The following is a 23,372-nucleotide window of genomic DNA, read 5'->3' on the forward strand; positions in this document are numbered from 1 at the left end:
GTAAAGGTTTAGGCATTTATTAATTATTTTGGTAGGTTACAAATTATTAAATAACCCAATTTAGAACCATGAAGCAAGTTTACCACTTAATGTGGCTTTCCTTAGGTCTTTTTATTTCCTGTACCCCTTCGGAAGAAAAGAAAGATAAACCCCTAAATGTATTGTTTATAGCTGTGGATGACCTAAGGCCTGATATCAATGCCTATGGCAACTCCATGATTAAAAGCCCTAATATTGACAAATTGGCCTCCTCTGGTACAGTTTTCGAAAACCATTATGTTCAAGTTCCCACCTGCGGTGCTTCTCGATGCAGTATCCTGACAGGTTTATTGCCCCGCACGCAAAGGCACCTTCAGAATTCCGCCGTCGAGGAGTTTTTATCCAACGAATCTGAAGGGGAACAGCCTGAGAGCTTTGTCCATCATTTCAGGAGAAACGGTTATTATACCCTTGGTTTAGGTAAGATCAGCCACTCGGTAGATGGGCTTTGGTATGGATATAATGAATCCCCCGAAGGAGCCAAACCAGAAATGCCCCATAGTTGGGACGAATTCTTGTTTGATGCCGATAAGTGGGAAACTGGTTGGAATGCCTTTTTTGGATATGCAGATGGGAGTAATCGCCAAGGGAAAAATAACCAGGTTAAGCCTTATGAAATGGCTGATGTAGACGATAGGGGATACCCTGATGGCATCACTGCTGATTTGGCGGTAGAAAAACTTGGAGAACTCAATCAAAAAGACCAACCTTTCCTCATGGCGGTGGGATTTTTCAAACCTCATTTACCCTTTACTGCTCCTAAAAAGTATTGGGACCTATACGATAGGGATAAAATTCCCCTTTCTCCAGTGCCAGACCTTCCAGAGGATGTTCACCGAGCAAGTTTACAGAACATGGGTGAATTTAATCAATACAAGGCAGGGGAGGAAAAGGCAAGCTTAGACGAAAGGCTCTCGGATGACTACGCCACTACTTTGCGGCACGCCTATTATGCTTCAGTTAGCTACGTGGATGCCCAAATCGGAAAAGTCCTGGATCAACTGGAAGAACTGGGGCTTGCCGAAAATACCATAGTGGTTTTGTGGGGCGATCACGGTTGGCATCTTGGCGATCATAGGGTATGGGGAAAACACACCAATTTTGAGGTTGCACTGAGAAGTCCACTTATCTTGAGAATTCCGGGTGAACAAGTAGATAGAGTGGGAGGGGGAACTGTAGTAAGCAGTGTGGACCTATATCCAAGCCTGGTAGAATGGTGTGGTTTACCGGATAATGTTGAACTAGATGGCCAAAGCTTGTCCGCACTGACTAGGGATGGCGAGGATCCAAATAGAGAGAACCTTGCCTTCAGCTATTTCAGTAAAGGCATAAGTATGCGAAATGAAAGGTTCAGGCTCACAAAATTCTTTAGGGAGCAATCCCCAACTGTGGAACTTTTTGACCATCAATTGGATTCTCTTGAGTCGAAAAACCTTGCTTCTGACTTTCCCGATGTGGTGGAGCAGTTGATGTCCAGTTGGGAAAAGGGCAACACCGGGCTTTTTGATCAGTAACCCAAATATTCCTAATACTATGAAGTGTTTTACCTATCATTTAATCAAAGCCAGATATTTTGTTTTGGCTTGGTGCATCCTTGCCTGTGCAACCAATAAGGGGGAAGAGGAATTGACCTACACTTATACACTGGAAGATGGGAAAAAACCCAACATCCTCTTCGTGATTTCTGATGACCAGTCGTACCCGCATGCTTCCATCTATGGTGAAGCCTGGGTTCAGACTCCCGCCTTTGACAGGATTGCCAGGGAAGGTGCTTTGTTCCACAATGCTTTTGCCGCTTCTCCAGGGTGCAGCCCAAGCCGAGCCGCTTTATTAACAGGAATGTATTGCTGGCAATTGGAGGATGCAGGTACACATGCCAGTGAATTTCCAGCACAATACACCGTATATCCCGATATTCTGGAGGATTTGGGATATCGTGTAGGCTATACCCGTAAGGGATGGGGCCCAGGAAACTGGGAAATAAGTGGTAGAACACGAAACCCTGCTGGTGATGCCTTTCAAAGCAAGGAATTGGAACCACCGACCACTGGGATCAGCAACAATGACTATGCAGCCAATTTTGCCGAATTTCTGGAAGGAAGGGATGCAGATCAGCCCTTCTGTTTTTGGTATGGAGCTTCAGAACCCCATAGGGTATTCGAAAAGGGTTCTGGGCTTAATGCAGGAAAGGATCCATCACGTGTACGTGTACCCCCATTTCTTCCCGACACCCCGGAAATCCGAAGTGATCTGCTGGATTATGCCTTGGAAATAGAGTGGTTTGACAAACATCTGGCAATGATGGTTGAACAGCTTGAGGAAATGGGAGAGTTGGATAATACTATTATAGTGGTGACCTCCGACAATGGAATGGCCTTTCCCAGGGCCAAGGCCAATTTATATGAATATGGTTTTCATGTTCCGCTTGCCATCAGATGGGGGAATAAGGTTAAGGGTAACCGCAATATACACGACCTGGTGAGTTTGATTGACCTGGCACCTACATTTTTGGAGGCTGCAAGTGGAGAAAGTTTCAGGGAGATTCAGCAAGAATACCCCATGGAGGGCAAAAGTTTGATGAATATTTTGTTACATGAGGGCTCTGGAAAACTGGATGCCCAAAGGAAAGCCGTATTTTCCGCTCGGGAAAGACACAGCAGTTCCAGATGGAACAACTTGACTTACCCCCAAAGGGCCATTCGTACAGAAAGGTTTCTATACACGCGAAATTTCAAGCCAGAACGCTGGCCGGCAGGTGCTCCGCAGAAATATGAACAAGATGGCAGTCTAGGCCCTATGCACGGTGCCTACCACGATATAGATGCCTGTCCCACTTTCGATTACTTGGTTGAAAATCGCGAGGATCCTGCAATTCTTCCTTTTTTTGAAATGGCAGTACAGAAACGTCCAGAGGAGGAATTTTTTGACCTGGAAAAAGATCCGTTTTGTCTTACGAACGTGGCAGAAGATCCTGCCTATAAAAAGGAGTTGTTGGATCACCGGGAATCCCTAGGGGGGTACCTAATGAGGACTGGTGACCCCAGGATAAGTGGCAATGGGGATATTTATGAAATGTATGTGAGGTATTCACCCATACGCGAATTTCCTGAGCCGGATTGGATCAGCGATGATGAGCTTTATGATTTAAGCACTAAATAATTTATGCAAAAGGCCTATTTAGGATTTATTGGGTTGTTAATCTTGTCCTTTACCCATTGTAAGCAAGCAGATAGTCCGGATTATACTGCGTGGAACACCTACAGAGGAGCAAAGGATGCTTCCCAGTTTTCCGGTTTATCCCAAATCAATAAGGAAAATGTTCACTTGCTGGAACTGGCTTGGACCTATAAAACAGGTGACGCTGGAGAGCGAACCCCAATGGAATGTAACCCTATAATCATTGGGGACCTAATGTACGTAACCTCCCCGCAGTTGGATCTGATAGCATTGAAGGCCAATTCAGGAGAGGAGGTATGGAGATTTTCTGCCTCGGACTTTAAGGAAGGGGCAGGCGTAAACAGGGGGGTTACCTATTATGACGATAAGGAGGATGGAAGGATATTTATGTCCTCGGGACACTATTTATTTGCCGTCAGTGCCAAGGATGGTTCTTTAGTAACCTCCTTTGGGGACAAAGGGAAGATTGACCTCAGACAAAACCTAGGTAAGGATCCAGCCTCTCTCTCTATAGCCTTATCCACTCCAGGTATAATTTACAAGGATTTGATAATCATAGGTTCTGCCACCGGCGAAGGGTATGATGCCTCACCCGGGCACATTCGGGCCTATCATGCAGAAAGTGGTGAATTTGCATGGAGGTTTCATACCATCCCCCAAGAGGGGGAATTTGGACATGATACCTGGGAATGGATGGAGGGTGAAAACTATGGAGGAACCAACAATTGGGGAGGAATGAGCCTGGATGAAGAAAAGGGATGGGTGTTTGTGGCTACGGGGTCGGCTACCTATGATTTTTATGGGGCCAACCGCTTGGGGGAAAACCTTTTCGGAAATTGCGTTATTGCATTGGATGCCAGTACAGGAGAGAGGCAATGGCATTATCAAGCGGTCAGTCACGACCTTTGGGATTATGACTTGCCTTGTGCCCCAAACCTAGTAGAGCTGCCCTGGGAGGGAAAAATGAAGAAAGCTCTAATTCAACCCACTAAGATGGGGGAGCTGATCGTTCTGGACAGGTATACGGGTGAACCCCTACTGGACATGGAGGAAAAGGAAGTTCCACCCTCCTTTGTGCCAGGAGAACGCGCACATCCAACGCAGAAGTTTAACCAGGGAATACGCCTGGTTCCACAGGGACTTGACAGCACCTACCTGACAGATATTTCCCCCGAAGCCAATGCATATGCACGAGAAGAACTAAAGAAATACAGAAATGAGGGGATGTACACTCCCCCCAGTATAGAGGGCACCATAACCATGCCTGCCACCCGTGGGGGAGTGCTCTGGGGTGGGGCTTCTTACGACCCCTACACCAATCGGCTTTATGTAAATGCAAATGAATTAGCAATGATCCTTCAATTGGACAGGGTGAATACCGGGCATCAGCCCTCGGATGGGGTAGTTTCTGGCTATCGCACTTACATGCTAAATTGCTCAAACTGTCATGGTACTGATTTGCAGGGGATTGCAGATGCCTATCCCTCCTTGGATGGTATAGGCCAAAGATACTCGGATGAGGAAATCCGTAGTATCATAAAGGGAGGGAAGGGAGTAATGCCGGCTTTTTCCCAATTTGGTGAGCAGCAGACCCAGGCCTTGGTGGAATTTCTCAAAACGGGAAAGGTACCGGAGAAGGTAGATGAGGGTCCTCAGGAAGGTTTGGAAAAATACGTGTTGAAAGGCTTCCGCCTGTTTTTGGATCAGGAAGGTTTTCCGGCATCCAAACCCCCTTGGGGTACCTTAAATGCCATAGACTTAAACACCATGTCCATAAGCTGGAAAGTACCCTTGGGGAGTTATCCTGCGCTTAGGGAAAGGGGTATTGGAAATACAGGTACCCAAAGCTTTGGGGGTTGTGTAGCCACAGATGGAGGGCTTGTCTTTATTGGCGGGTCAGCCGACGAAATGTTCAGGGCCTTTGACGCAGCCACTGGGGATGTACTTTGGGAATATAAATTACCCTATGGGGGATATGCCGTGCCCTCCGTGTATGAAGTGGATGGAAAACAGTATATTGTGATAGCAGCAGGAGGGGGTAACAGAATTGGCACCCCATCTGGGGATACCTATGTTGCCTTTGCCCTTCCCTAATTGCCCTTAATTTATTTGGGTATTGACCTCACCGGTAGAATTTATATGGTCTAAAAATAGCCCAAGCTCCTTTTCCAATAAATCAAGTTCTTGGAGTAAATGTGGATAATACCTCTCAAAGGAAGCCTCCACATTTTCCTCGATTTTCTCCAAGGTTCCCCTCACTTTAATGGCTCCAAGGTAGCTCATGCTTGGTTTGGACTTATGGCATTTCTTCTTGACCTGAAAAAAATTCCCACTTTCAAATACGCCCCCCAATCCCCTAAGCTCCTGAATGTTGGTGGAAATGATAATACCTACCATTTCATTTACCATCTGTGGATCTTCATCAAAAAAATGGAAAATCACTTCAGGATTTATCAAACTGTACATGAAAATAAACGGTTTATGTTTTAATTCTAAATTGTAAAATATTTGCTTAAAGGGTTAGGTTATTTTCTTTTTGCTAAAGTACACTAATTTTAAAGGTATATAAAGAAATGCGTCAAAAAAAGAGTTGGTTTTTATATAAAAGAATAAAGGAAAGCGCCTTCGTGCCCTTGCGGTTCTGTTTTTTGCTTATATTGGTTTTTGCAGTTCAATTTTCCCTGGGTTTGGATCTGGGCTTTCTAGGTATCTTCCCAAAAACTTTTTTGGGCTTAATTGGATTGTTTATGGCACCTTTAATCCACGGAAGCCTTGTACACTTGCTGGCTAACCTCCTTCCTCTCTTTTTTCTCGGCACATGCCTTTATTTTTTTTATGACCGAATTGCAGACATGGTATGGATCAACTGTTATTTGCTTACCAATGTAATAGTCTGGATATTTGGAAGACCTTATTTCCACATTGGAAGCAGTGGTTTGGTATATGGCTTAGCGGTGTTTTTGATATGTCTGGGGTTGTTTAGGGCATCCATTAAATCAATACTTATTTCCATTGCGGTAATACTTACCTATGGAAGCATAATATACGGGATAATCCCCAGCGCTTCTGGTAGGGTTTCTTGGGAAAGCCATTTGGCAGGAACTTGTGTGGGAATGTTTATGGCTTTTTTTTATAGCCAAAAACCAAAATTGAGCAGGTATTGACTGAACTTTTTGGTATAGGTGGGGTTTTTAAAGCTTGAGGTGGTAATTTTGCGTATGGAAAAGACCATGAAGAGAAATAAGCTGATCTTCCTTATCCTTGCAGTTATCTTTCTTCTGATTATTCTAGCCGTAAGTTGGGACATGGCCAGGCAAACCACCTTTCCTGGGGCAAAGGGTAACTTGAAAGAAAGAATGGCTCCAAGTGATGAAAACAAAGACAATGAATAAGGCGAAGAAAATTGATGTTTCCAAGATAGACCTTAAGAAATTGGGGGAAAAGACCACGGAGTCACCCGGCATTATTCCCTATGCCCACCATAGTGGTAGTGCACTGGTAAAGCCTGAGGATAAGGGTAAGATTGTGGGCAGGGCAGTAGCTGCTATGCAAGCCCAGACAGACATGCAGATGTCGCAAATCTACCGTCAAATGCAGGTATTGGCAGAGCAAGCAAAAAGTATCCAATCAAGGGTGGAGGTTTCTGAGCGGATTTATCAGGCTTCCATAAGTTTTGAGCCCCTGATCAACCATATCTATTTTCTTTATCAGAGGGAGGATGGCACGGATTTTCTGAGCATGGTAGGCCCCGAGGAATGGGGAAGAAAAAAGCCGTTTGGACAATTTGTGGCAGAGGTAAAGCTATTGGCAGACCACACTTGGGAAATCCTACAAAAAACGGACGATTGATGGCAGGTCATCGAAGAAAAGTTACTACCCTTATCCAATGTCTGATGGAGTCCGGAGAGGACCTAGAAGAGGATTTTTTACTCAGCTTGGAGAAAGGGCTTTTGGACGAAAAGGCCAGGAATTTGCTTCAAGAAGTCTTTGAAATTCTCGGCGGTAGTGGGGAAGGGGTTTATTTACAGCAACTCAAATTTGATTTTAAGATGGACAGGCACCTTATCTTGTATGATGATGCCGAGCATTTCAACCGTTACCGAGCTCTTACACTAAGAGGGGAACTGTATCAAACTTTTACCTATCCCTGGTTCCATTTATATCAAAGGTTGTGTAGACAACTGGAGAAATCTTGTTTGCAAGTGGGTTTACAAGAAAGGGTATGGAATGGGCCACCTATAGCCCGCCGTTGTTTTGGGATTTCGGAAGAACCGGGGGATTTATCCGGAAATGGTGCTGCTGGATGGAAATTAAACGCATATAACGATGCCCAGTATGACCTGATGAGCAGGCTTCATGGTTATAAAATAATTCGGATTCCCACCCATGAAACCATCATGCTGGGTGGTAGCCTCAAAAAGATAGATCAGCTTCTGCTTAACCCCGATGAATATACCCGTGCAGCAATTTCCAAATGGCTGGTCAGAAAATTGGAATAGTACCCTTTAGGAAAATAACCCATGCAGTTCCCGGTCGATTTGCTCCACAATAAAACTAAAATGCTCACGGTTGCTTACGATATCCAAGTCGTTTATATTGATGGTCAAGAGCTTGCTTTCTTTGTAGTCACTTACCCATGATTCGTATTTTTGATTGAGGCTTTTGAGGTAATCTAGCCGCATGCCACTTTCGAAGTCCCTGCCCCTTTTCTCAATTTGAGCTACCAGAGTGGAAACATCCCCTTTGAGATAGATCAAAAGATCAGGAGGCTGCACATATGCCATCATCGTCTTAAATAAGCTTAAATAGCTTTCATAATCCCTTTTTTCTAGGTATCCCGATTCGTACAGGTTAGCTGCAAAAATATAAGCATCTTCGTAAATGGTTCTGTCCTGTACGGTGCTTTTCTTATTATTAATAATTAAGTTTACCTGCTCAAACCTGCTATGTAAGAAATAGATTTGTAAATGAAAAGCCCAACGGGTCATGTCTTCATAAAAATCTGCCAGGTAAGGGTTGTTGTCCACAGGCTCAAATACGGCCTCCCAGCCATAGTGCTTGGCCAACATTTTTGTCAAGGTAGTTTTGCCACAACCAATGTTTCCCGAGACGGCAATATGCATATACAAGTTGTTTTTAAAGAGGTGGGTAATAATGCTAGCCATCAAACAAACGCCGAGCCAATGATAAAAGTTAAGGTGAATACCCCGCCGAAATCAGGGGATCTGATGAATTTGTTTTCCCAGGTGGACTGGGCTAAGAACCGTAAGTCCAGGGATGTGGAGAAAATGCTAAGCAATGAAGACTGGATGGTTTGCCTCTATGATGGGGAATTGCTGGTGGGGTTTGCCCGCATCATTACAGATGGGTGCTTCAGGGGATTGTTGGACGATGTAATTATAGATAGGGCTTACAGGTCAAAAGGGTTGGGAAGGAAGTTAATGCAGGAAATTATGGCCCTATCCAGACCCCTTGATGCCTTGTTTTTGAATGCCGGGATGGAAATGGAAGCCTTTTATGTTCGTTTCGGCTTTCACAAATTTGAGAAACTTACCATGATTTATAGGAAATAGTACTGCACTCCTTTTCTTTAGTGATAAGCAAATCCTCAGGTTTGAAGATATAGGCAAAGAAAAATAGGTTTTGAAGGTATTGGTATAATAAAATTAAGGGGAAGTCATTTTCACTTAATTTCCTTGGAAGGTATGGTAAACGTAAAGTTTCTCATGAACGGCATTTTATTAATGTCGTCAAATTTGCAAAAGCAGGAATGAGCTTTATATTTACAGCCTTAGAAATTTTTGTATATCTTTTAATATAAAGCCGAAGGGAATTCCTTTTGGTCATATTGATTGGTTGTTCTTAAGTTTCAAAATTTTACAGTGAATTTACTATAAAAGACCTATTAACCTATTATGCACCTAAAATATCCATTTACAAAAATTTATATTTTTGTATTAGTAGTTTTGTCTGCGGTTCAGACTGGCTGCCAAACTGATTTACCATCTTCTGAAAATACCACCTGGACTCATTATGGTGGGAGCCCCGGGCAATCGAAATTCTTTAATGCCAGCGAAATAAACAAGGAAAACGTAGACCAGCTTGAAGTGGCATGGGTTTATCCCACGGAGGAGCAGATGCCGAATTTTTTTAGCCCAATCGTAGTGGACACCACTATGTATCTGGTTGGCAAGAATTCCTCCTTAATAGCCATCAACCTCCATACAAGAGAGGAAATTTGGATTCATGCTAACCTCACGGGAATTACAAAGAGGGGCATTAACTATTGGGAGAGTGAGGATAAAAATGACAGGCGCTTGCTCCTGACGGTAAATAACTCCTTACAGGCAATTGATGCAGTTACTGGAGAATCCATTCAAAGTTTCGGTAAAAATGGGTATGTGGATTTGCGCCAAGGATTGGACAGGGATCCTACTTCTATTCGTAGAATACAGCCCATGATGCCCGGAGTGATCTATGATGACCTTGTAATTATGGGTTCCGCCCCGGGTGAAAATTATTTTTCAGCACCCGGTCACATCAGAGCCTACCATGTGGTAACAGGGGAGCTGATGTGGACATTTCATACTATTCCCCAACCTGGTGAGTATGGATATGAAACTTGGCCTAAGGATGCCTACAAGTATGTAGGAGGCGTGAATGCCTGGAGTGAAATTTCAGTAGATGTAGAAAAAGGAATTGCCTACCTTCCATTGGGATCTCCCACCTATGATTACTATGGAGCCGACCGGGTTGGAAGTAATTTGTTTGGTAATAGCCTGGTGGCATTGGATGCCCGGACTGGGGAACGTCTTTGGCACTTTCAAACGGTACATCATGACCTTTGGGATTATGACCTTTCACCGGCTCCACAGCTTTTGACCATCAACAAGGACGGAAAAACCATTGATGCCGTGGCTGTGGCCACCAAGCATGGGTTTATGTTTGTGTTTGATAGGGTGACAGGAGAACCGGTTTTTCCAATAGAGGAGAAAGCCTTTCCACCCAGTGAAATGCCAGGGGAAGAGGCCTGGCCAACTCAACCGATACCTTCTTTACCAAATTTCACTAGAAATGAAGTAACAGTGGAGACCCTGAATCCTTATTTTTCGGACAGTGTCAGAGAAGTGTGGATCCAAAGACTCGGAGAGGCAAAGTCGGGATTATACGTACCCCCTTCCGATCAATACGAAACCATAATGATGCCCGGTGCCTTGGGCGGTGCCAATTTTGGCAATACCGCTTCTGATCCCGCCAGCGGAATCATGTATGTACAGACGCAAGAACACGCTTCCATTTATAAGCTGAATAAAGTAGAGCCACCGAAAATTGACTTGTCAGAGAATGAAGTTTTACGGGTGATGAATTTGTATGATAACACCTGTAAATCCTGTCATGGAGTGGACATGTCTGGTGGTGTGGGACCCTCCCTTCTTAATGTGGGTCAGCATATGATATATGACGAGTTCAAAAGTATTGTAATAAATGGTAAGGGACAGATGCCAGGGTTTATCCATGTGGATGAAGAAACCCTAAAGGCGTTGTACCGCTACCTTGGGGGTAATCCAAGGACCTTTAACTTTCGCAGAAATATAGAAACAAAAACGCCGGAAGGCCCTGTGGTAGCTACGGGTGGCGTTGAGATTCTGCCAGATGAAAACAGGGCATCGCCCATGTCGGAATATCCAGAGGGTGTTGACCATCCTGCCGATCGCTATACCACCGATTATGGGTTGGACTGGCCAGGGCTGGCAGCTCCTCCTTGGTCCTCCTTAGTGGCCTATGACCTGAATAAGGGAACCATTAAATGGCGAAGGCCTATCGGCCAAGATTCCTTATATGTGCAAGGGGATCCATCCAAAGGGGCTCCGGGAGGGGTGCTTAGAAAGGGAATGGTGATCACTTCCAGTGGGTTGGTATTTGCCACTGCCAAAGGTGGGAAACTATATGCGCTTGATGCTGACGATGGGGAAATAGTATGGGAAACTACCTTAAGCCATGAGGTTAATGGGCAGCCGAGCATGTTCTTGTTGGATGGCAAACAATACCTGGTAGTCAATGCCTCCTCAAATTTTGCACGTGATAGCTATGATCATTCTAAAAAAGCAGGAGCCTTGCCTAAAGGGTATGTAGTATTTGCTTTGCCTAAAAAATAAACAGAAATAGACCATGAGGAGCACGTCACACAGGGGAAGGATTAAGATTGCGAGATTCTCCCGAAACGAGTTCTCCGAATCGAGTTTGGGACAGGCAGGGGCAAGTTACCTTCCTGACGGTTTACCAACCGTTTGGGAGGTGCGACAGCAGAAAAGACAATTATAAACCTATTGAAATTAAGCTGAAATCACCGTTTTCGGTTAACTTTCAATACCTTAACCTAAATGGGACAATTATCGAAAATTGATAGATAACCAGTACAATATAATTATTCCGGTTACCGGCCAAATATGCGGTTCTTCCAACTAATGGTACATGTCCTTTAATAATTTTAATATTAAAATAACCTAAACGCCTTATGAAAAATCTATATTTAATTCCATTATTGTTTTTTGCTTTGCAAGTTACTGCACAAAATATTTCCGAAAGGATAATAAGTAATGACCCTTCCAAATACCGTGAACTTACCGGGGTTCATGCCGGGGCCGGGAAGATGGGTTTTACCGAATTGATAGGACGCAATGACTTGGCCACCAACTTCCTCTATTTACATGCAGGAAGGATAGACGCCAAGTCCGGAATTGGGCACCATTTTCATCATACTATAGAGGAGATGTTTGTGATCCTGGAGGGGGAAGCAGAATTTACGGTAAATGGAAGAACCTCAACGATCAAGGCACCTGCCGTGGTTCCTTGCAAAATGGGGGATTCCCACGCCATTTATAACCCTTCCAATGAAAGTATTTCTTGGCTTAATTTCGCCGTGAGTAAGGTGAAGGCGCGGACAGACGCCTTTGATTTGGGAGATACTCGAGTAGGTGCCTCTTTGGATCCAATCCCTACATTTGTATCTGGAAGGTTGGAAAAGGAAAAACTTGGCTTGGACAACCCTTCGTTTGAAGGCAGTGAGGTCCTTTTCAGAAGGATCCTTGGTCCTGCCGTATTCAGCTCAGATTGGAACCATGTAGACCATGTAGTCATTCCTTCTGGCAGCAATGAAGTCATCCGTAAACTTGAAGGTGTCGAAGAAGTCTACTATGTAACCAAAGGGGCAGGGGAGGTGAGTATAAATAATAATGCAGGTAGCATAAGGGCTGATGATGCCTTATTTGGCTCTTTGGGAGAAACCTTAACCTTCTCAAATACTGGTACCGAAGACCTTGAGCTTTTGGTAATTGGGATAGCATCCTCCAAACAGAAGCAGCTTAGCGCCCTAGGAAGTACAGAAGGCTATCCAAAGTCCATGGTATTACAGATGGATTTTGTAGTATCCAGGGAAGATGCGGAAGAATTCGAAAAAATGTACCATTCTATTTATGTGCCCGCCATGACCGTCCAACAGGGATATATAGAATCTAAATTGTTGAGGATGTATAATGATCAGCTATCCGAGGAAATAGAGGCTGAGGCAACGAACTATAATTATCAAATTCTAATTTCCTTTGATACTGAAGAGAACCGTAGAAAATGGGTAGACAGTAAACAACATGACATTGCTTGGCCTGCTGCCACCAGTCTCGCCTCGGAATTTAAATGGCGAGGCTATGATGTAATGGGAGATAATGTAAATGAAAAATAGCACGATCGCTCGGTTTTCGAAATTCAATCATTTGTCCAATTATATCCTAGCAATCTCCTTGGAGACTTAGAAAAAGTGACGTAATTAACTTCTAATTGAATAGTTGAGTATTGGAAATAAATAAGGGAGAGGGATAGGCTTGACCCAGCTGATTGCCTCTCCCCGTTTTTTTAAGAGATTACAAATACTGGACAAACCCTTCCTGATTAGTGCGGATTTTAAACACCTTACTATAGCTCACGATGTAGAGGGTTTTCATATCCTCATCTCCAAAACAAAGACTTACTGGAAATGAGGGCAGATTGATCATGCCCACAAATTCTCCTTTTGCATCAAATATCTGAACCCCATAATAAGTGGCCACATATAGATTACCATTTTTATCTATAGCCATCCCATCCGCACTGGAGGACCTGCCCCCCCTGTCCAGTACTTCCGGAGTCAGGAATAACTTTGCAAATTCCCTTTCATTGCTGATGGAACCATCCTCCTTTACATCATATGCCCATACGTAATTGTCTTTCTCACTTTGTACTGGAAACCAAGATTCATTGTCATAAGTATTATTGATGAACAGGGTTTTTCCATCTGGGGACAAAACGATGCCATTGGGCATGGCAAAGTCATTGGGTTCTGTAATCCTGTTGATCTCCCCATCCGGAGAAACGTAATACACCGCTCTGCCAGGCTGGTATTTTTCAGCTTCCATGGTAAATTGGGGGTCGGTAAAATAAAACCCGCCTTTGGCATCAGTGACAATATCATTGGGTCCATCAATAGGCTTCCCATTATATTCATGGGCAAGAACGCTTACTACCTGACCCTTTGGAGTCATCTCTACTACCCTATGCCCCATCATATCGCATACCAGCAAATTCCCGTTTCTGTAGGGGTACAACCCATTGGTCTGCATTTTTCCCTCTGTAATATTCCTATAAGTGCCATCCGGATCCATTTCAACGGTGGAACTTTTTTTCGGATCTCCGTTAAAATCCTGGTCAAAATACATGTTTGAAAAGTAAAGTTTTCCATTCATCCACTTAGGGCCTTCTGTGAAGTACAATTCTGGAGTAGATTTCTTTCCGTCTATCACTAGCTCAAGTTTTGCATCTTCAGGAACAATAGCATGAAAGGCTTCCATCCTTTCCTTTTCTTTTTCCAAATAATCAGGCCGGGAGGGCCAAAAAACATCCAAAACATCTGCTCCTTCCTCTCCAATTTCAGCACTATGCACCATATTCCCGGGGATCCGCACCATATCTCCAGGTTTCATGGAATGGGTATTGTCCATGATTACTTCCTCATTCGTTCCCCTCAAAACAAATAATAGCTGCTCTTCGGGATGAATATGAGGGGGAAAAGAGGAATTTGGATCCATAGAAATAAAACTTAACAGTAGGTTGTTGCCAGAAATTAACCTTGAATTTGCCCCATCAGCAAGGGGAGTAAGTTGTATATCATACAAATCGTAAATACGGTTTGGAAGGATAGTTGGAGATTGAAAGGTTTCAATATCCTCTATTTCACTTTGTGACCCATCCCCACCTAATTTCTGGAGGTAATCCAGTCGAATAGGACTAGTGACTTCCATAAGTTTTGCCCCAGAAGTTCCGGCCTTCACTGCGGATTTTGTTCCTTTTTCTTGAAACACGAAATCCAATCTGGGTGTGGCACTGTGAATACCATCAGGTTCTTCCCTTTCTCTCGACATCATGGGTACAGTTTCCCCCTCTATCCAATGCTCGATATTGCCTTCCAAAACAAATAGGAAGCGGTCGGAAGGAAGCTCTTCTTCGGGTAAACTTGCTTCTGACTCCAAGTCAAATTCTGCTCTCATGACTCCGTTACCCCAAACTATTGTAGCTAAAACCCCAGGGTAAAATTCCTTCTTTTCAATACTATTAGACTCCTTTACCTTACCCGCGGGTAGGTTTGGTGCAATAGAGGATGTAGGAAGGCCGGGTAATTTTCTTTCTTCCAATCCATGCTTTTGGATAAGTGCCTGGTTTTCCCCTTTCCAATCGGCTCGGGATTCACAACTTGGAAGAATTAGGCTAACGAGGGTGAAAAAAGACGAAAGAAGGATTACTAGCTTAAAATTAAAATTCATCGATTCAATAGGTTTAAGTTATAATGGGACATTAAAATAGAGAAAAAAGATGATTAAATAATCTTTCCTTAAGGATTTCTTATAGGTATTTTTTGTTTTATTAATCTTCAAGGCCATGGGAGAAAGGGCTTATCTCACAGTGCAAGGGCTGGGATGGAGGGTACTTTTGATAATTAGCTTGAGGGGTTGAAAATGGGTGGTCCTAAAATTGTTCCTTCATTAATTTGCTTAATTTTTTTGCTAAAAATTATGTAAATGGTTTTATTTTTTTATAAATTGTTTTGAAAACAATATGACTTACCTGTACCCGAACTAACCAAATTTGATCGTTATGAAAAAGATTGTTTTATTGTGGTTTTTGGCGACTCTATGTTGCCAAACCCTTACGGCTCAAGAAAGAACCTACCTTGTATTTGAATTTATAAGGATTGAAACAGGAAAAACAGTGGATTACCTGGAGTATAAAGATTTCCTTTCTAATATCTATAGGGAGGCGATAGATGCAGGTGACATTGTGGGTTGGGACCTTTGGTCTCTTCAGAGAAGTGCGGATCCCGATGCCTTTCATTATGCCACCGTCACCTATTATGACGACCCTGTAAAAATGATGAGTAGTAGCGACATGGAGTTTTTAATCAACCATGGCAAAAAAGCCTTTTCGGACATGTCAGAGGAACAACTTTACAAAAAGATCCGTGCTGCACATGATGACAGGGATTTGGCATTGAGGTCTTACATGGTAGAGGTGGCCAAAACGAAAGACGACTTCGAATACAAACCAGGAACCCTTGCTTCATTTGATTTGATGAAAGCAATGGAGGGAAGGTTTGATGAATACGAAAGGGTAGAGCAGGAGGTTTTTCTTCCTATCCATGAAAGGAAAATCAAGGCAGGATTGATGGAAAACTGGAGATTTTTGCGGACAGCAGTCCCCACTGGTAGTGAAGCTTCCTCCACTCATATGACCATGAACGTTTATAAAAACTATCTACAGTTTTTCAATTCCCTGGAATATGAGGACATAGATATGAACGAAAACCAACTCGTGGCCGTGGAGAAAGGACTTCAATCCAGGGACCAAAAATGGGTTTATTTAGCCACGCTGGAAACAGTAGTGCGATGATCATTTTTGGGGTTGAAAACCTCGTTTGGCCATGATCTGTATTTACAGATCCAGGTCATCAATAAATTTACCCCGGAGTGAAAAACCATTAACAAAAAAATGGCCAAAAGAGGAACCCCAAATAACTGTAGGGGCCAATTATACGTCCAAACGCCCATGTTGATGGTGATGATTTCTCCCAAAGTGGGAAATATCATCACCACCAGAAGGGCTAAAAGCCACTTATGTTTGTCATTTGTTAGGCGCATAGCCGAAAACAGATTTTTCTCCAATCGGTAGATGAAGGTAAATGCCAATGCCCAGGCAAATGGCAGCCAAGCAGGAAACTCTCGCTGACCAAGGTCATGGTATTCCCAATGTCCAAAATAAATACCCCACAATTCGCAGCAAACTCCCAGAGCTCCACTTATGATGGCTCCAGTAAGTAACACCCTTCCTTCTTCAGGGTCGTTTTTCCATCCTTTATAGAGAGAATATCCCAGGTATATTGCCAAGAAGCCCCCTACTGCAAAGTCCAAATGGTGTAAAGCCCCTATAAATACTCCTGCTAGCAGGATTTTCAGTAGATTTTTACTTATAACCTCTTGTGCCTTTTTCAAGGAAGGTTTGGAAGTGTCTGCTGTTATTTGTTTCAAGATTTCTATATCTTTTAAAAATGTCTGTCTCTTAATATCTCTGCCATTTTCACCACCCCGGTACTTGCTTTGGCCTCTATTTTTGTGAGGTTTTGCATAGCAGGAAGTACAGGTAATTTAATGTCGATCAAAAATTTAGGGACTTCCGCTGAACAATACATGATCAGCCCTGCGGCTGGATATACGAGCAAGGATGTGCCAACAACAGCGAAAATATCCGCTTGTTCTGCCGTATTGATGGCGGATTCCATCATGGGTACCTGCTCCCCAAACCAGACAATAAAAGGTCGGAGTTGGGAGCCTTTTTCACACTTGTCCCCCAGCTTGATTTCCCATCCATTCACAGGGTAAACCAGTGAAGGATCAGCAGTACTTTGGGCTTTAAACAGTTCCCCGTGCAGATGTATGACTTTTGAGGAGCCGGCTTTCTCATGCAGGTCATCCACGTTCTGGGTGATAATGGTGACATCAAAATCCTTTTCCAAATCCGCCAATAAGAGATGTGCAGAGTTGGGCTTGGCATTCAGGCAGGCTTTGCGACGCTGATTGTAAAAATCAAGTACCAGCTCCCTGTTTTTGTGCCAGCCCTCCGGAGAAGCCACCTCCATTACATCGTGACCTTCCCAAAGTCCATTTTGGTCCCGGAATGTACTTATACCGCTCTCCGCTGAAATACCAGCTCCGGTTAACACCACTAATCTTTTCATTACTCTCTTTGTTGCAGGGGCACATGGGGAGATCTAAGCATGATTTCTACTTTCCTGTCCTCTTCCTTTGAACCCCGCTTTTGACCCCTTACTAAAAGGCCTCCCGGCTTTTCCTCTATTCTTTCTTCCCTTAAGCCAAAATTTTCCACCAATAAGGTTTTTACATGGGAAACCCTTCTTTGAACCAACTGTAAGTTATAGTTAACATTTCCGGTATTGTCCGCAAATCCCGACAAAGTTACATAATATTCAGGTTGATCCCTTAATATTTGAACAATGGGCTTCAACTTTTCTGTTTCTTCCTCGCTAAGCTCATATTTATTGATCTCAAAAAATACTTCTACTTTGCTGTTTGCCAACCCTACAATTACTTCTCTTTCAAGCAATACCGTATCTATCCTCAGGGTCCCAAGGTTTTGCAGAGAATCCAAAATTGGACTACTGATTTCTGGGAGTGTAATTTCCATCAAATCAAGACTGTCTTTTCCAAGACTGTCCTGATCAAGAATTACTGCACTTGGCGCTATGTTCTGCATTTCCATGGCCGAGGTGTCTACTGGTTCTTTCGCTGTTCCTTGACTTCTTTGTCCTGTCCTAGGAATAAAAATAGGGGCAAAAGAAGTCCTTTGGTTTCTCCTGTCCTGGGTTTCAGGGTATCGATAATACCCGGGAGTGCTTCTATATGCAGAAGGCTCTTCCCTGAATGTTTCTTGTCGTTCTGATGCTCCTGGTCTTTCTCTTATGAATTCCTGGTAATAAGGGGCTTCAGGATAATATCTATAGGGAGAGGCAGGAGGAAGATCCTGTTCTCTCTGCGGAATTGATGCAAAGGGTGGGGCCGGAGCTACACTGGCCCTTTCTTCCAATGCATATGGCTGGGTGCTAAGGGGAGAGCCATAGGTTTGTGGCAGCGGTGGACCTGCCATACCTTGACGCAATGACTGGTTGATATGGTATGGCAGCTTTTCCAATTCATCCCAAAACGCCAAACTATCCCTGGTTCCATATGTAGGAAAAGCAGCCAATCTTCTCAGGCTATCCACCTGTGCACCTTCTAGAGCAATTGCCTGTTCCAAATAATTTTTTTTCTGTCTTACACTATCCATTTGGTTAGTAATGGTTTGACGGAGCAAATCTAATTCCTCCAGACGTAAGCTGTCATTTCTGGAAAGGGAGTCTTGGTTCAAAAGCTGTTGGGTTTCCAATTCCAGGTTTTCCTGTTTGTTTTCTAGCCTTTCTTCAAAACGTTGTACCTGGTCCTTTTCAAAGGACTTATTTAAAACACCCATTTCCCCTTGCATGGCCTGCATTTGGAAATTAAGGGCATTCATTCTCTGGTCGGGAGGGTTTATTTGGATAAACGTGAAATATTGGTTGCCCTTTTCCTCTGATGGTACAAGGGTATCCGGCATCAGGTTGTCACTTTCAAACTCATCCAATACGGCATGTGAAATGGGTTGTCCCTCATACCTTGCTGTACTGGAAGGAGAAACCCGCGATGCTCTAAACGCTTGTTTGGAAGGAAGAAAACTGAACTTCAGGCCTACTTGGTGAAAAACGTAGATGTCATTATGCCCATTATTGGCTCCCCGAAATGGGGTTTCGGGCGTGGCTGGTTGATTTCCAGGCATGGCGGCATATTCCTGAAATGGAGATTCATAGGAGTCTCTGTAGGGTCCACTCACATCATCCAGGTAATCTGTACCCGATAATCTGAAATCAGATTGTACAAACAACTCCAGGGACCTTGCAATCCTGAATCTTAGTCCCAAGCCCAGGTTTGCATAGAAAGTAGTGGTCGTATAGCCTCCGGGTACTTCCGTTTCCAAAGAAGTCAAATCTGATTCGAAATGCCTGTTATTGATGTGCTCCCTGCTACTGTAATCATACCAATTTCCCCAATCATCCAATAGATCCCCCTTTACCTCAAAGTTCATTATCCCTGCCCCAAGTGTGAAATATGGCGCCAAAAAGGCATGTTTGTTTAGAATTTTTCCATTATCCATTTTAAAAACAAAAGCCAACCCTGCATCCTGCACCCTTGTTCTGAAATTCAAAGCCCTCTCAAAGTTGGGCAGGTCCGTCCTCAGCACCCCATCCCTGTTCACATATCGGTCGCTCATAGAGAAATCATATTGCCCTACCTGCAGCATTAGGCCTACTGAGGAGCTTAGCCTCCTTTCCAGGGAAAAAGCAAAGGAATAATCGGGTATGTAATTTGGATTATATTCATAAAGCCTGAAAACATCCCCCAATCCTTCTATGAGGTAGGGACTGAGGTCGCCATAATAATTGGTGAATCCCACTCCGGCTCCTATGCGGTATTTGTAGGGATCCAATTGGGAATGGGACTGAAAGGCGAGCAGTAAGGAACACAAACCTAAAATGAACTTTTTCATGGCTTCCGTTTTATCTGTTTCCGAGGCCTAGCCACAGGTTGAATTCCAGGCTAAAACCGATAAAAGGATAGATGGTTACATTTTCTAAATTACCATTCACCTCTGAAGATGTAAGGGCAGCTCCTGCATTAAACTTCAAAATTCTCAGCATGGTATATCCCAATCCAAAATATAGGGGTCTCCCCACGATGGGTCCGGAAATCCGGATGCCATCATTGTTTTCCATGTTGGTTAGCATTACACCAGTATTCAGGGAGGCATTTCCCAAAAACTTGGTGAAGGCTCTTCTGCCCAATGGCATTGCCACCCCTATGAAGGGTGCAGTACCATAGTCTAGGTTGTTGAAGTCCCCGCTGAAGTAGGTACCTCCATAGCCTACATTCAAAGGCAGGTAAAAGGGTCTTTTTTCAGAGGGGTAGTTTTCCACTTCCCGGATATCTACCAGCAGGAGCAAGTTACCTCTGAGGTACTGTTCTACCTCCGACTGAGTAAGGTCAATAAGTTCATTGATGAGCTGCTCTGCATAAATGGCCCTGTCGTCAGATAACTCGTCATCTTTTCGAAGGATATTAAAGCGTGCGTTCCTAAGTCTGAGGCTATGGGTTTGGTCAATTTTTTGCCTGACCACATCACTAAAACCCGGAAAGGCCTGATCGAAGGGGTGGGCGTAATTTCCAATACCCTGTTCAACGATTTCGTTGAGTTGGGTGTACATTACCTGTTTGGCCGCCAGGGATTGCAAGCCCCTTCTGCTCACTTCGTAATTGGCCCGGATGTAAGCCGAAAGGTTATTAGAAATGGCCTCCCTTAACCCCTGAAGGTCAGCGCTGCCCGCCCGTTCATAGTACCGGAATTTGAGTGTGTAGGGCTCATTACTCCTAAGAGGGTCGGAAATATAGATTTCAAATTGGTTGGTTTCCATTCTGTATGGAGCCCTCCAGGAGTAGGTTACAGCACTGGCCGGTGACCTTCTGGCTCTATGGATGTCAACAGTGACCATCCTTACCTCCTCGGGTATACTTCCCCTTATGGTGAATCTTTCTTCCGAAGGAAGAGCAAGCCCTCCATTTAGTTGATTCCTTTCCGGTATATAGGAAACGGATTTAATCTGTGCGTATAAAGAGAAGTTTAAAAGTACAAGAATTATCAGAAGTAGAGGTTTTTGCATCTATTTTGGTGACGTTTATTTAGGGTTAATAACCAATGAGTACTCAAAATGTTAATTTTTTGCGGCATTTCCTATTATCAATATACAGTTGTAGGGATGTATTCAAAATCTTTTTTTTATAGTACTTTGGACCAAATAAAAATTCTTTAGAAATGAGTTCGTAAAACCAGGGTGCTAAAAATCAAGGGTTTGTTCTTCATGTTGGAGTTGGAAAACTATTTTAAAACAAAAGCACTTTTTTTCTCTTAATGAATTTTAGTTTATTTTTGATGACGAAATGTAGGTTTCAAGAATTTAAGTTGGGTATCAATGGTAATTTTATTGGATTGAAATGTATGTATCAGTAGACTGTGTGCTTTTTGGCTATGATAAAGAATTGAGCATTTTCCTAATTAGAAGGACCAATCCATATTTCAAAAATAAATGGTCCTTGCCCGGAAGTATAATTTTTGAGGATGAGAGTTTGGAATCTGCCGCAGAACGTACCATTTATGAGCTTCTCGGTTTATCAGGGGTTAAAATGAAACAGGTACAGGCTTTCGGGGACCCAGGCAGGACTTTCAATAAACCCAGGATTCTGACTGTTGCTTATCTTTGTCTGCTTGATAGAAGTAAACATAACCTAGAAGTTAAGGTGAAAAACAGAACGTTTATTTCACAGACAAACGAAGAGGAAATTATTCTGGAAGGCCGTTGGTTTCCTGCCATTCAGATTAGCAACTTGCCACAAGACCACTCAGAAATTGCTCGATTCTCCCTCAATTTCTTGAAGGAAAGTTTTAAAGGTGGTTCAACTGGCCTAGCCTTATTACCGGACAAATTCCAAATAAAGGAGTTGCAAAAGCTCTATGAATCCATTTTTTGTACCAATTATGATCCTAGTAATTTTCGCAAAAAGATGATTAAAGAACATCAACTAGTAGAGTGGAAAAACGATACTATCCAAGGAAGGGGTAAGAAGACAAAATTTTATTCACTCCCAAGAATACCATCAAAATCTATTTGATTTATTTGCTCGAACATTGCAACTCAACCACTAAAGTTCCTGGATTTAAGGAATTGTGTTGGGGATACTTTTTTGATTTCCTTGAATTTCCTGTTAAAATTAGACAAGTTCTTAAATCCCGATTCGTAGCAAGCCTCGGCTATGTTCATCTCATTTTCTATGAGAATCCTGCAAGCATACCCGATTTTAATTTCGTTTACATATTGAATGAAGGTTTTTTGGTGGATTTTTTTAAAATACCTACTGAAGGAGGAAGGGTTCATGTTCAAAATTCCTGCTGCTGATTCTAAACTGATGCCGTCTTTGAAATTGTCTTGGATGTACCTGTACAGTTTTTCAATTTTGTTCCCCGCATTGGCATTTTTTTCAGCAGAAAAACTATTACAAGAAAGTATTTCTTGGTTTTTACTGTCAACCAAAAACTTAAGGACATCAAGAATCATTATTACCCTATCCAACTCCTGACAATTTTTGAGTTGGTTCATTTTCCCCATCACCTCATTGATGTCAATAGAACTGAAAAAAATCCCCTTAGTAGATTTGGCGAATATCTGCTTGATCCTACTGAACTCAGGAATATGGACAAGGCATTGGGTGAAACTTTCCATAAAGTGGATAACCACTGCCTGAGGCCGTTGGTAGGAGGGTGATTTTTGACTTGGTTCCTCCATTTGCCAAAAGTGTGGCAGATTCCCTCCAATAAGTACCACATCTCCGGGATTGAAATTTTTTATGGCATCCCCAATATATAGATTACCAGTACCATTCAGGATTATTGCCAACTCTGGTTCTGAATGATAATGCCAAACTTTCAAAAATTGATGGGATTGAAAATCCAGACTGAATGAGCAGTTTTGATGAATAGACCTCGTTAATTTTTGCATTTGTGCCACCATAGGTGCAAAAATAATATTGATTGACTATTGTAACGCGAAATGGTTAATATTTTTTTAGAATTTGTTTTACTTTTTAAATACTTATTACGCTCCAATAAGTACAAAAAAATTTATTAAATAGCTGTTTATTATAATAAAAAATGCATTCGTATACCTTAGATCCTAAAAATTTTAAAGGTTAAAAAATACCCTAAAATTAAAATATGATTTTAAAGGCAAAAAAAGTATCAATAATTGTCAATTTACATGTAGATAAGAAAGGTTAGGTTTTTCAAATTTGTTTTAAAAAAACCTAAACTCTGGAAATATGGAAAACACTTGAAATTATTTTTTAAGGAATAATAAGTTGTAGAATAAAGTAGAAACCCAAAAAATC

The 23,372-nt window shown here is 42.7% G+C and carries 21 protein-coding genes; 13 read left to right on the forward strand and 8 right to left on the reverse strand.

The annotated features are described in order from the left end of the window. Positions 1 to 68 precede the first annotated feature (68 nt). From DB520_RS17615 to DB520_RS17625, 3 genes are read left to right on the forward strand one after another with little or no spacing between them, the layout of a single operon-like run. Positions 69 to 1,553, forward strand: coding sequence for a sulfatase (locus DB520_RS17615; RefSeq protein WP_114751082.1), 1,485 nt, complete (start codon positions 69 to 71; stop codon positions 1,551 to 1,553). A gap of 19 nt (positions 1,554 to 1,572) precedes the next feature. Beyond that, on the forward strand, positions 1,573 to 3,198 hold the full coding sequence (locus tag DB520_RS17620; RefSeq protein ID WP_114751083.1) for a sulfatase family protein: 1,626 nt from the start codon (positions 1,573 to 1,575) through the stop codon (positions 3,196 to 3,198). 3 nt (positions 3,199 to 3,201) lie between these two features. Continuing rightward, a complete protein-coding gene (locus DB520_RS17625; RefSeq protein WP_114751084.1) occupies positions 3,202 to 5,310 on the forward strand; it encodes an outer membrane protein assembly factor BamB family protein in 2,109 nt (702 codons plus the stop codon). Between the two features lie 6 nt (positions 5,311 to 5,316). On the opposite strand, the gene DB520_RS17630 is transcribed toward DB520_RS17625, so the two are convergent. Next, positions 5,317 to 5,682 (reverse strand): Hpt domain-containing protein, encoded by a 366-nt coding sequence (locus tag DB520_RS17630; protein WP_114751085.1) that lies wholly within the window; start codon positions 5,680 to 5,682, stop codon positions 5,317 to 5,319. A 281-nt stretch (positions 5,683 to 5,963) separates the two neighbouring features. Here DB520_RS17630 and DB520_RS17635 point away from each other — a divergent pair, with 281 nt between their 5' ends. From DB520_RS17635 to DB520_RS17650, 4 genes are all read left to right on the forward strand, one after another. After that, positions 5,964 to 6,380, forward strand: a complete 417-nt coding sequence (locus DB520_RS17635) for a rhomboid family intramembrane serine protease (protein ID WP_232835040.1) — start codon at positions 5,964 to 5,966, stop codon at positions 6,378 to 6,380. Positions 6,381 to 6,446: 66 nt separating this feature from the next. Then, positions 6,447 to 6,608: a hypothetical protein gene (locus DB520_RS27075; protein ID WP_198675380.1), complete on the forward strand. Its 162-nt coding sequence runs from the start codon at positions 6,447 to 6,449 to the stop codon at positions 6,606 to 6,608. Further along, complete coding sequence (locus tag DB520_RS17645; protein WP_114751088.1) at positions 6,601 to 7,065, forward strand: DUF2452 domain-containing protein; 465 nt, start codon at positions 6,601 to 6,603, stop codon at positions 7,063 to 7,065. Before DB520_RS27075 ends, DB520_RS17645 begins: the two co-directional genes overlap by 8 nt. Next, positions 7,065 to 7,715: a DUF7255 family protein gene (locus tag DB520_RS17650; protein ID WP_198675381.1), complete on the forward strand. Its 651-nt coding sequence runs from the start codon at positions 7,065 to 7,067 to the stop codon at positions 7,713 to 7,715. Before DB520_RS17645 ends, DB520_RS17650 begins: the two co-directional genes overlap by 1 nt. Before the next feature lie 6 nt (positions 7,716 to 7,721). On the opposite strand, the gene DB520_RS17655 is transcribed toward DB520_RS17650, so the two are convergent. After that, positions 7,722 to 8,339: a deoxynucleoside kinase gene (locus DB520_RS17655; RefSeq protein ID WP_114751089.1), complete on the reverse strand. Its 618-nt coding sequence runs from the start codon at positions 8,337 to 8,339 to the stop codon at positions 7,722 to 7,724. 60 nt (positions 8,340 to 8,399) lie between these two features. On the opposite strand from DB520_RS17655, the gene DB520_RS17660 reads away from it, so the two are divergent. The 4 genes from DB520_RS17660 to DB520_RS17670 all read left to right on the forward strand — a co-directional run bounded on the left by DB520_RS17660 (position 8,400) and on the right by DB520_RS17670 (position 12,952). Beyond that, a complete protein-coding gene (locus DB520_RS17660; RefSeq protein ID WP_157972150.1) occupies positions 8,400 to 8,789 on the forward strand; it encodes a GNAT family N-acetyltransferase in 390 nt (129 codons plus the stop codon). Between the two features lie 342 nt (positions 8,790 to 9,131). Beyond that, a complete protein-coding gene (locus DB520_RS17665) occupies positions 9,132 to 11,372 on the forward strand; it encodes an outer membrane protein assembly factor BamB family protein (protein WP_114751091.1) in 2,241 nt (746 codons plus the stop codon). Between the two features lie 13 nt (positions 11,373 to 11,385). After that, positions 11,386 to 11,538, forward strand: a complete 153-nt coding sequence (locus tag DB520_RS26765; protein ID WP_157972151.1) for a hypothetical protein — start codon at positions 11,386 to 11,388, stop codon at positions 11,536 to 11,538. A gap of 193 nt (positions 11,539 to 11,731) precedes the next feature. Then, positions 11,732 to 12,952: a cupin domain-containing protein gene (locus DB520_RS17670; RefSeq protein ID WP_114751092.1), complete on the forward strand. Its 1,221-nt coding sequence runs from the start codon at positions 11,732 to 11,734 to the stop codon at positions 12,950 to 12,952. Between the two features lie 178 nt (positions 12,953 to 13,130). On the opposite strand, the gene DB520_RS17675 is transcribed toward DB520_RS17670, so the two are convergent. Then, positions 13,131 to 15,062, reverse strand: a complete 1,932-nt coding sequence (locus DB520_RS17675; protein ID WP_114751093.1) for an SMP-30/gluconolactonase/LRE family protein — start codon at positions 15,060 to 15,062, stop codon at positions 13,131 to 13,133. A gap of 331 nt (positions 15,063 to 15,393) precedes the next feature. Between DB520_RS17675 and DB520_RS17680 the strand changes: the two genes are divergently transcribed. Continuing rightward, positions 15,394 to 16,185: a hypothetical protein gene (locus tag DB520_RS17680; protein WP_114751094.1), complete on the forward strand. Its 792-nt coding sequence runs from the start codon at positions 15,394 to 15,396 to the stop codon at positions 16,183 to 16,185. Here DB520_RS17680 and DB520_RS17685 read toward each other — a convergent pair. Genes DB520_RS17685 through DB520_RS17700 form a run of 4 tightly spaced genes read right to left on the reverse strand, consistent with a single transcriptional unit; the run spans position 16,152 to position 21,094 of the window. Further along, positions 16,152 to 16,820, reverse strand: coding sequence for a hypothetical protein (locus tag DB520_RS17685; RefSeq protein WP_232835041.1), 669 nt, complete (start codon positions 16,818 to 16,820; stop codon positions 16,152 to 16,154). The two genes, DB520_RS17680 and DB520_RS17685, sit on opposite strands and share 34 nt — an antisense overlap. Before the next feature lie 14 nt (positions 16,821 to 16,834). After that, entirely contained in the window at positions 16,835 to 17,527 is a 693-nt protein-coding gene (locus DB520_RS17690; RefSeq protein WP_114751095.1) for an SIR2 family NAD-dependent protein deacylase, read from the reverse strand. Next, positions 17,527 to 19,926, reverse strand: coding sequence for an OmpA family protein (locus tag DB520_RS17695; protein WP_114751096.1), 2,400 nt, complete (start codon positions 19,924 to 19,926; stop codon positions 17,527 to 17,529). Before DB520_RS17695 ends, DB520_RS17690 begins: the two co-directional genes overlap by 1 nt. A gap of 10 nt (positions 19,927 to 19,936) precedes the next feature. Next, positions 19,937 to 21,094: a hypothetical protein gene (locus DB520_RS17700; protein ID WP_114751097.1), complete on the reverse strand. Its 1,158-nt coding sequence runs from the start codon at positions 21,092 to 21,094 to the stop codon at positions 19,937 to 19,939. A gap of 331 nt (positions 21,095 to 21,425) precedes the next feature. Here DB520_RS17700 and DB520_RS17705 point away from each other — a divergent pair, with 331 nt between their 5' ends. Next, positions 21,426 to 22,100: an NUDIX hydrolase gene (locus DB520_RS17705; RefSeq protein WP_114751098.1), complete on the forward strand. Its 675-nt coding sequence runs from the start codon at positions 21,426 to 21,428 to the stop codon at positions 22,098 to 22,100. A 23-nt stretch (positions 22,101 to 22,123) separates the two neighbouring features. On the opposite strand, the gene DB520_RS17710 is transcribed toward DB520_RS17705, so the two are convergent. Then, a complete protein-coding gene (locus DB520_RS17710; protein WP_198675382.1) occupies positions 22,124 to 22,915 on the reverse strand; it encodes an AraC family transcriptional regulator in 792 nt (263 codons plus the stop codon). Positions 22,916 to 23,372 lie beyond the last annotated feature (457 nt).

It is taken from the genome of Pleomorphovibrio marinus (assembly GCF_003347495.1).
GTDB classification, from domain to species: domain Bacteria; phylum Bacteroidota; class Bacteroidia; order Cytophagales; family Cyclobacteriaceae; genus Pleomorphovibrio; species Pleomorphovibrio marinus.